The organism is Microbacterium sp. AR7-10, assembly GCF_001878835.1.
Taxonomy (GTDB): domain Bacteria; phylum Actinomycetota; class Actinomycetes; order Actinomycetales; family Microbacteriaceae; genus Microbacterium; species Microbacterium commune.
Genome location: NZ_MJIR01000002.1, coordinates 63,422 through 71,817, shown reverse-complemented (window position 1 = coordinate 71,817; position 8,396 = coordinate 63,422). Strand labels below are relative to the sequence as shown.

Below are 8,396 nucleotides of genomic sequence, written 5' to 3'. Positions count from 1 at the left end.
AGATGTGTATAAGAGACAGATGCCGCGGCGCACGCTCACCCGCAGCGGCCACGCCGCCGCTGAGCCCACCGGCGGCGAGCTCAGCGGGATGTGGCCGTACACGTGGCCGGTCTCGCCGCCGGCGACACGGAGCAGGTCGGGGCCCGCCTGGGCGGCCGTGCCGCGCGACAGGGTCAGCACGCGCTGGACAGGGGCGGGCTCGGCGACCAGCGCGTCGCCCAGTCGCACGAGCAGGGTGGCGATGCCGCCGTTGTCGCCGGAGCCCGCCGACGACAGCGACGGGTCGATGTCCGCGTGCAGGAACAGCTGGGCGACTGTGAGCCCCTCGCCGCTGTCACGGACGAGCGGGGCAGGCTCGGCGTCGATGAGGGCCAGCCGGGCGAGGTCGCCGAGGACACCGCCCTCCGCGACGATCTGCTCGAGCGTCGAGATCGCGGCGGGCTCGCCGCGCTGGCCGAGCGCGGCGACGGCCGCCTCGCGCACGGCGGTCGGAGCCGCGGCATCCGTCGCCCGCGTCTGCAGCGGGCGCACGACGAGCGGGTGTCGCACCAGCCCCATCGTCTCGACCAGTCGGGCGCGCGCGTCATCGGGAAGGGTCCCGGTGCTCGCGGTCTCGAGGGCGACCGCGAGCAGTTCGGCCGCGCCCGTCGACCACTTCTCCAGCGTGTGCTGGGCGAGCATGCCGGCGAAGCCGCCTTCGGCGACGAGGCGCACCAGGCGCCCGACCGCATCCGGGCGTGCGGGCCGCCGGCCGAGGGCGTCGGCGGCGTGCTCCACGATGTAGGGCCGGGGCGAGGAGAGCAGGCTCGACAGCAGCCGTGCCGCCTCCTCGTCGTTCATCTCGGCCAGGGCGTGCACGGCCGCGATCGCGGCGAGATCGTCGTCGGCGGCGATGGCGGCCGAGAGCACACGCAGCGTGCGAAGCCCAGGGTCGCGGCCGGCTTCGAAGGCCAGGTCGTCCGCCGCGCGCATCGCCTCGATGATCGATCCGGATTCGGTGATGCGGTCCATCGCCGTCTGAATACCCATGCTGCCCTCCCTGCGGGCGCTGAGATAGCACCGTCTGGAATGGTACTGGGGTGAGCAGAAAAGAGCCTACGGTTGACAAGGCGCCGAACGTCGGCTCCGGATTCTGAGCGAAGGGTTAGCGTGAGCGTTCTCACCATCGGCGACATCGGCGTGCTGTCGGGCATGATCCATATCGGAGACGAGGCGATGTTCGAGGCGGCGCGCGACGAGCTCGCGGCCCGCGGTCTGAGCATCGTCGGCGTCTCGTCGTCGCCCGAGGAATCCGCCGCCCGCTACGGCGTGCCCTGCGTGCCGCGACTCGGTTTCGGCGGGCTCGAGCGCGAAGCGGCGGCTCGCCGCTCGGCGCTGCTCGTGGATGCTGCGGCGGGACGCACTGCGCTCGACGCCGACGACCCCGCCCGGGCGGCCCTGACCGCGCTCGACGACGCGTCGGGTGTGCTCATCGCCGGCGGCGGCAACCTCGCCTCGCGCTGGCCGGTGCACGTCTACGAGCGCACGACGCTCGCCGCGATGGCACGGGCCCGTGATCTGCCGGTCGTCGTGTCGGGCCAGACCTTCGGCCCCGATCTGGAGGATGCCGACGCGCAGCGCGTGGCCGACATGGTCCGTGCGGCCGCCCGCACCGGTGTGCGCGAGCACGCGTCCGCTGAGCTCGCCCGCGGGTGGGGCGCACACGTGAACGCCGGCGTCGACGACGCCTCGTTCCTCGGCGGCGGACCGGTGGACGACGACGGTCCGGCCGCATCCGAGCGCGTGCTCGTGAGCCTGTCGGGCTGGTTCGCCGGACGTCCCGCCGACGAGGTCGAGAGCGGTATCGCGGCCCTGCTCGATCACGCCGCCGACGCGGTGGGACCCGTCGTCTTCCACGCGCACTTCGGCCCCGAATCCGCCGGTTCCGAGCCCGCTGGCGACGCGGCCCTGCACGAGCGGGTGCGGGCGCGGATGCGGCGGCCGAGCGAGGTCGTGCCCAGCGGCGATTCGCTCACCGCCGCGCAGCGTGCACGCACCTCGCGCCTGCTCGTGACCAGCCGCTATCACCCCGCCGTGTTCGCCGCGCCGGCGGGCGTGCCCATCGTCGCCCTGGCTGCAGACGAGTACACGCACATCAAGCTCTCCGGCGCGCTCGGCCATTGGGGTCAGGACGGCGTCGTCGACCTCGACGCCCTCGCCGACGCCCCCGAGCATCTGTCCCGGATCGCCGACTCCGCTGCTGCCGTGACCCGCGGGGCAGCCGAGCGCCTCGACGGGCACCGAGCCGACTCCGCCGCGTGGTGGGACGCGGTCGCCGACGCCCTGCGCTGACCCGCCCCGCCCCGCCTGCGTCTCGCCCCTGACCGCGAGAAACCACTTCCCGCCTGAGACACACGCTCACACGTGGTGTCTCGGGCGGGAAGTGGTTTCTCGGCGGGTGGCGGGCTCAGCAGCCGTAGTACAGCTCGAACTCGTACGGGTGCGGACGCTGCGCCATCGGCAGGATCTCGTTGGTGTACTTGTACTCGATCCACGTGTCGATGAGCTCCTGCGTGAACACGCCGCCCTCGAGCAGGAAGTCGTGGTCACGGCGCAGCGCCTCGAGGGAGTCGAGCAGCGAGTTCGGCACCTGCGGGATGTTCGCGGCCTCCTCCGGGGGCAGCTCGTACAGGTCCTTGTCGATCGGCTCCATCGGCTCGATGCGGTTCTTGATGCCGTCGAGGCCCGCCATCAGCTGCGCGGCGAACGCCAGGTACGGGTTCGACGAGGCATCCGGAACGCGGAACTCGATGCGCTTCGCCTTGGGGTTCGAGCCGGTGAGCGGGATGCGGATCGCGGCCGAGCGGTTGCCGGCCGAGTAGGCCAGGTTCACCGGGGCCTCGAAGTGCTTCACCAGGCGGTGGTAGCTGTTCAGCGTCGGGTTCGTGAACGCGAGCACGGCGTGCGCGTGCTTGAGCAGTCCGCCGATGTACCAGCGCGCGATGTCGCTGAGCTGTCCGTAGCCCGCCTCGTCGAAGAACAGCGGCTTGCCGTCGAGCCACAGCGACTGGTGGGTGTGCATGCCCGACCCGTTGTCGCCGAACAGCGGCTTGGGCATGAACGTGACCGTCTTGCCCCACTCCTCTGCGGTGTTCTTGACGATGTACTTGAACTTGAGGATGTCGTCGGCCGCGCTGACCATCGTGTCGAAGCGGTAGTTGATCTCCTGCTGGCCCGCCGTGCCGACCTCGTGGTGCGAGCGCTCGAGGTGGAAGCCCGAGTCGATCAGACGCAGGGTCATGTCGTCGCGGACATCGGCCGTCTTGTCGACCGGGGCGACGGGGAAGTAGCCGCCCTTGAAGGGGGTCTTGTTGCCCAGGTTGCCGCCCTCCTCCTCACGACCCGAGTTCCACGCCGCCTCCTCGGAGTCGACCTTGTAGAAGCTCTCGCCGGAGGTGACCGAGTAGCGCACGTCGTCGAAGATGTAGAACTCGGCCTCGGGTGCGAAGAACGCCGTGTCGGCGATGCCCGTCGAGGCGAGGTACTTCTCGGCCTTCTTGGCGACCTGGCGCGGGTCCTTGCTGTAGATCTCGCCGGTGCGCGGGTTGTAGATGTCGAAGACCATCACCAGGGTCTTCGCCGCGCGGAACGGGTCGATGTACGCGGTCGTGACGTCGGGGATCAGCTGCATGTCCGACTCGTGGATGCTCGCGAAGCCGCGGATTGACGACCCGTCGAAGAGCTGTCCGTCGCGGAAGAAGTCGTCGTCGACCGTGGAGGCGGGGATGTTGAAGTGCTGCTGGACCCCGGGAAGGTCGGTGAATCGGATGTCGAGGAACTTGACGTCGTTCTCCTCGATGTAGCGGATGACCTCAGCGGGCTCTGTGAACATGTACGACTCCTGATCGGGTATCGGTTGCATCAACCTTACGCAGGTTATGCGCACGGAGTTTCTCAGCCGTGTCCGCTGTGTTTCGGGCATGTTACAGCCGCTCGGTAGGCTGAGGGGGTGAGTGACTACCCCGGTGAACGCCTCGGCATGCCCATCTCCGGACCGGGGAGCATCGCCCGCCCGGGCCGGCGGATCGGCGCTCTGCTGATCGACTACTTCGCGGCGACGATCATCGCGATCGGCTTTCTCGGGTACGACCCGCTCGAGCTGCCCGCAGAAGCCGGCTGGCGTCAGTTCGCACCCATGATGGTCTTCGCCGTGCTGCAGATCGTGTTCCTCGCCACCGCGAACGGCAGCCCCGGCCACCGGATGCTGGGCATGCGCGTGGTGCGTCTGGACGGCGCCTGGGTGGGGCTGTGGCGTCCCATCGTGCGAACGCTGCTGCTGGTGTTCGTGATCCCCGCGGTGATCTGGGATGCCGATCAGCGGGGCCTGCACGACAAGATCGCCGGCACGGTGCTGATCCGCGGCTGAGCGCCGCCGCGAGCCCGTGTCGGGTCAGCGGCCGCGGTTGCGGTTGCGCATCTCGCGCGGTGCGCGACCGCCGAGGAACGAGCGTGCCGGGTCGACGAGGAATCCCTGTCGCAGCGCCTCGCGGCCGATCAGCATCCGGAAGCCCATCTCATCGCGGTTGGTGAGGGTGACCTCGGCATCCACCTCCCTGCCGACCAGCCGCACCCGCATCGTGACGACGATGCGGTGCTCGGTGTGGCCGGACGAGCTGCGCACGGCGCGTCGATCGTGCACGCGCGTCTCGTGCACCACGGCATCGGCGGTGCTGTCCTGCCAGGGGTGCACGGCGAAGCGCACCCACTCCTCGCCGTCGCGTTCGAACTCGGCCACATCGAAGGCGTGCAGAGACGACGTGCGCGCGCCCGTGTCGATCTTCGCCTTGAGCCATTCGATGCCCAGATCCGGCAGCCCGACCCACTCCCGCCAGCCCGTGGACGTGTTTGAATGAGAGGCCCGTGTCACTCCTACATCCTGGCAGGAAACCTCTGTGAAGATCGCTGTTCTCTCGCGCGCCCCGCACTCGTACTCGACGCAGCGACTTCGCGCTGCGGCGCAGCAGCGCGGACACGATGTCAAGGTGCTGAACACGCTGCGTTTCGCGATCGATCTCACCGCTGACGCGCCCGACCTGTTCTTCCGCGGGAAGCAGCTCAGCGACTACGACGCGGTCCTGCCGCGGATCGGCAACTCGATCACCTACTTCGGCACCGCGGTGGTGCGTCAGTTCGAGCAGATGGACGTCTACACCCCGAACACCGCGAACGGCATCTCGAGCGCGCGCGACAAGCTCCGCGCCAACCAGATCCTCTCCCGGCACAACATCGCGATGCCGCCGACCGCGTTCGTGCGCAACCGCGCCGATGTGCGCCCGGCGATCGAGCGGGTGGGCGGCGCCCCGGTCGTCATCAAGCTGCTCGAGGGGACCCAGGGCATCGGGGTGATCCTCGCCCCGCAGGTGAAGGTCGCCGAGGCGATCATCGAGACCCTGCACTCGACGAAGCAGAACGTGCTCATCCAGAAGTTCATCGCGGAGAGCCGTGGCCGCGACATCCGCGCGCTCGTGGTCGGCGACCGTGTCGTGGCGGCCATGCGCCGCGTCGCGGACGGCGACGAGTTCCGCTCGAACGTGCACCGCGGCGGCCGGGTGGAGCCGGTGACCCTCGACCCGGTGTACGAGCAGACGGCCGTGCGCTCGGCTCAGATCATGGGTCTGCGCGTCGCGGGCGTGGACATGCTGGAGAGCGACGACGGCCCGCTGGTCATGGAGGTCAACTCCTCGCCCGGGCTGCAGGGCATCGAGACCGCGACGAAGCTCGACGTGGCGGGCGCGATCATCGACTACATCGCGAACCAGGTCGCTTTCCCCGACATCGACGTCCGCCAGCGACTGAGCGTCTCGACCGGATACGGCGTGGCGGAGCTGGCCATCCACGCCGGCGCGGAGCAGGTGGGCATGAAGCTCGGCGACCTGGGCCTGTGGGATCGCGACATCACCGTGCTCACGCTGCATCGGGGTGTGAGCGTCATCCCCAACCCGCGCAAGCACGTCGAGCTCGAGGCCGAGGATCGCCTGCTGTGCTTCGGCAAGCTCGACGAGATGCGCTCGATGATCCCCGAGAAGCGCCGCCGCCGTCCGCGGGTGCGCCGGCTGCCCAAGGAGCCCCTGGGCGAGTGAGATGCACAGAACGGCCCCTCTCCGCGGACAGGGCCGTTCTGCTGTCCGAGCGCGGTGCGCGGCTCAGCGCGGACGCTGGGAGCGCACGCGGGTGGGGTCGATGCCCTTCGGGATCGGCAGCGACGACAGCGACTGCGACACCGACTCGATGCGGCGGATGACCGCAGCCATGGTGGCCTTGTCGATCGCCTTGGGCAGCTTCTTGATGGTCTTCGACAGGTCGGCGATGGCGACGTCGTCGTCGCCGTGGCCGACGTAGAGCACCGTGACCGGAACGCCGTGCGCGACGCGCTGCGCCTTCTGGCGCTCCTCGTTGATCAGACGGGTGAGCCGGCCGCGCGCGCCCTCTCCGACGATGACGATGCCGCCGCGACCGACCACGCGGTACACGGCCTCCTGCGTCTTCGGGTTGATCCCGACCGGGGTGTCGGATGCCGACCAGCTGCGTCCGAGGCTGGTGCTGAGCACATGGCCGCTCGCTCCGGGCATCCCGTCGATCTTCGCGTACATCGCGGTCGTCGACAGCCGCGTCATGAGGAACATGGCGCCGAGGATTCCGAACAGCAGACCGGTGAAGCCCCAGAGGATCAGGCCGAGCACGGAGGCACCGCTGATCAGGAAGCCGATGATCAGACCGATCAGCACGCCGGCGATGAGGATGGCGATCTGCGCCCACGGCAGCCAGCCGTACACGTCCCGCGTGAAACGGAACAGGGAACGGATCTGCGAGAAGAAGCCGGGCCGCTTCTCGGTGACGGGAGCACTCTTTGCCATGCGTACAGCCTACCGATTCCGGGGTGTGCGTTCTTCCTGCACATCAGGCGAGATCGGCTCGACCCTCCCCAGATCAGCTGTTCTCGCCGGCGGTCGGCCGTGCCGCGCGCTGAGATGGTCGGATGGACGAGACGCCAGCTCTGACGCCGGGGGCGCATCGTGCGATCCGGATGGTGGATGCGCAGGAATCGGCGTACGCCGGCGAGCTGATCACCGATGGTGAGCGGCGTGCTGTCCGGGTGGATGCCGAGACCGTGAGCGAGCAGCTGTGGGCGATGGCCGGTGCGGAGCACGTGGCCGGGGTGCGGGACGTACTGCGCAGGGCCGACGGACACGACGCCGTGCTGCCCTGGTGCACGGATCGCATCGAGGTGCTCCTGGGGCGCCGGGAGGTCGCGGAGAGCGCTCTGTCGGCGGGGGAGACGGTGACCCTGGTCGGCAGCATGCTGCGCGGGATCGTGGAGGTGGGCGACCGCGACGTCACAGGTCAGTGGTGGCTCACCGACGAGACGCGTCCGGTGTTCGCGCCCGGCGAGGGCGTGGCCTGCGCGGAGTCGGCGGTGGCCCTCATCGCTCGGGTGCGGGAAGGATGCGCCGATCGCGCGATGAGCCGACTGCTCGACGAGATCAGCGTGGCGGCGCGTGATCCGCGTGTGGTCGGGCGGTCGATCGAGAGGTGGGAGCGCGAGCTGATGGAGCTCGCGGCGCCGCGCTCGCTGGTACGCGAGGTGGCTGCGCCCGAGCGGGTGGTCGCGATCGACGCGCATGCGGTGCGGCTGCGCCAGGATGCGGATCTGCTGACCCCGCAGCCGACCGCGCTGCACCGGGTGACGGATCGTCTGCTCGAGGCCGCACACGGCGCCGTCGCGCTCGTGCGGACCCGGCTCGGACGCCGCCGGGGAGCGGCCGTGTCGCCAGGCCGCGCAGGGCGGCCGCCCGATCGCGCCCCACGCGGTCGGATGCTGATCCTCGGCGGGACGGCCGCCGCGCTCGTGCTCGTCGGGGGGCTGATCTGGCCGACACCGGAGCAGGACTCCGCGGCGACCGAGCAGACGACGGGGATCGCCGCGGCGACGGCGTCGTCGACCGCGGATCCGACGCCACCCGTTACTGATCAGGCGACGCCGGTTCCGGATGCCGGTCATGGGCAGGACACGGCGGTGCCCGGCACGCCCATGCCGGAGGCCGTGATCGACGGATCGGTCGAACAGCGCGCCGCGGCGCTGCTCACCCGCGTGGTCGCATGCGCCCGCGCCGGGGATGCGGTGTGCGCCGACGCCGTCGTGGACGGGTCAGGAGAGGCGGTGCAGCAGCGGCTGGCGGGGACGGATGCGCAGCGCACGATCACCGCGGTGGAGGACTACGGCGACGTGGCGGTGCTGCGACTCGGCCCGTCGGGCGAGCGCGGGGAGCAGATGCTCGTGCTCGTCATGCAGAAAGACCGATGGCTGGTTCGCGACGTGTACGACGTCGCGAACCAGCCATCGGATGAGGGCTGAGCGT

The 8,396-nt window shown here is 70.1% G+C and carries 8 protein-coding genes; 4 read left to right on the top strand and 4 right to left on the bottom strand.

Features of this window, described 5'->3' with window-relative positions; genetic code table 11:
- Positions 1-1,029, bottom strand: a 1,029-nt coding sequence (locus BFN01_RS00570) for a HEAT repeat domain-containing protein (protein WP_143187104.1), incomplete at its 3' end; no start/stop codon positions are given.
- A 120-nt stretch (positions 1,030-1,149) separates the two neighbouring features.
- On the opposite strand from BFN01_RS00570, the gene BFN01_RS00565 reads away from it, so the two are divergent.
- Positions 1,150-2,331 carry a polysaccharide pyruvyl transferase family protein gene (locus BFN01_RS00565; RefSeq protein WP_071640452.1) on the top strand — a complete coding sequence of 394 codons (1,182 nt, stop codon included), beginning with the start codon at positions 1,150-1,152 and terminating at the stop codon, positions 2,329-2,331.
- A gap of 115 nt (positions 2,332-2,446) precedes the next feature.
- Here the strand turns inward: BFN01_RS00565 and glnA are convergent, their stop codons facing one another.
- The gene (gene glnA, locus BFN01_RS00560) at positions 2,447-3,871 is read right to left on the bottom strand and encodes a type I glutamate--ammonia ligase (protein ID WP_071640450.1); all 1,425 of its coding nucleotides are present in this window, start codon (positions 3,869-3,871) and stop codon (positions 2,447-2,449) included.
- A gap of 147 nt (positions 3,872-4,018) precedes the next feature.
- Between glnA and BFN01_RS00555 the strand changes: the two genes are divergently transcribed.
- Entirely contained in the window at positions 4,019-4,405 is a 387-nt protein-coding gene (locus tag BFN01_RS00555) for an RDD family protein (RefSeq protein ID WP_083428557.1), read from the top strand.
- A gap of 24 nt (positions 4,406-4,429) precedes the next feature.
- On the opposite strand, the gene BFN01_RS00550 is transcribed toward BFN01_RS00555, so the two are convergent.
- On the bottom strand, positions 4,430-4,906 hold the full coding sequence (locus BFN01_RS00550) for an ATP-dependent zinc protease (protein WP_071640446.1): 477 nt from the start codon (positions 4,904-4,906) through the stop codon (positions 4,430-4,432).
- A 25-nt stretch (positions 4,907-4,931) separates the two neighbouring features.
- Between BFN01_RS00550 and BFN01_RS00545 the strand changes: the two genes are divergently transcribed.
- The gene (locus BFN01_RS00545; RefSeq protein ID WP_071640441.1) at positions 4,932-6,119 is read left to right on the top strand and encodes a RimK family alpha-L-glutamate ligase; all 1,188 of its coding nucleotides are present in this window, start codon (positions 4,932-4,934) and stop codon (positions 6,117-6,119) included.
- A 63-nt stretch (positions 6,120-6,182) separates the two neighbouring features.
- On the opposite strand, the gene BFN01_RS00540 is transcribed toward BFN01_RS00545, so the two are convergent.
- Positions 6,183-6,893, bottom strand: a complete 711-nt coding sequence (locus BFN01_RS00540; protein ID WP_071640439.1) for a DUF4191 domain-containing protein — start codon at positions 6,891-6,893, stop codon at positions 6,183-6,185.
- Between the two features lie 122 nt (positions 6,894-7,015).
- Between BFN01_RS00540 and BFN01_RS00535 the strand changes: the two genes are divergently transcribed.
- Complete coding sequence (locus BFN01_RS00535; protein ID WP_143187103.1) at positions 7,016-8,392, top strand: hypothetical protein; 1,377 nt, start codon at positions 7,016-7,018, stop codon at positions 8,390-8,392.
- Positions 8,393-8,396: the final 4 nt, after the last annotated feature.

Bases quoted from the DNA above. Each gene is read 5' to 3' on its own strand.
- glnA (WP_071640450.1), bottom strand. From the start codon at position 3,871: ATGTTCACAGAGCCCGCTGAGGTCATCCGCTACATCGAGGAGAACGAC.
- BFN01_RS00555 (WP_083428557.1), top strand. From the start codon at position 4,019: ATGCCCATCTCCGGACCGGGGAGCATCGCCCGCCCGGGCCGGCGGATC.
- BFN01_RS00540 (WP_071640439.1), bottom strand. From the start codon at position 6,893: ATGGCAAAGAGTGCTCCCGTCACCGAGAAGCGGCCCGGCTTCTTCTCG.
- BFN01_RS00535 (WP_143187103.1), top strand. From the start codon at position 7,016: ATGGACGAGACGCCAGCTCTGACGCCGGGGGCGCATCGTGCGATCCGG.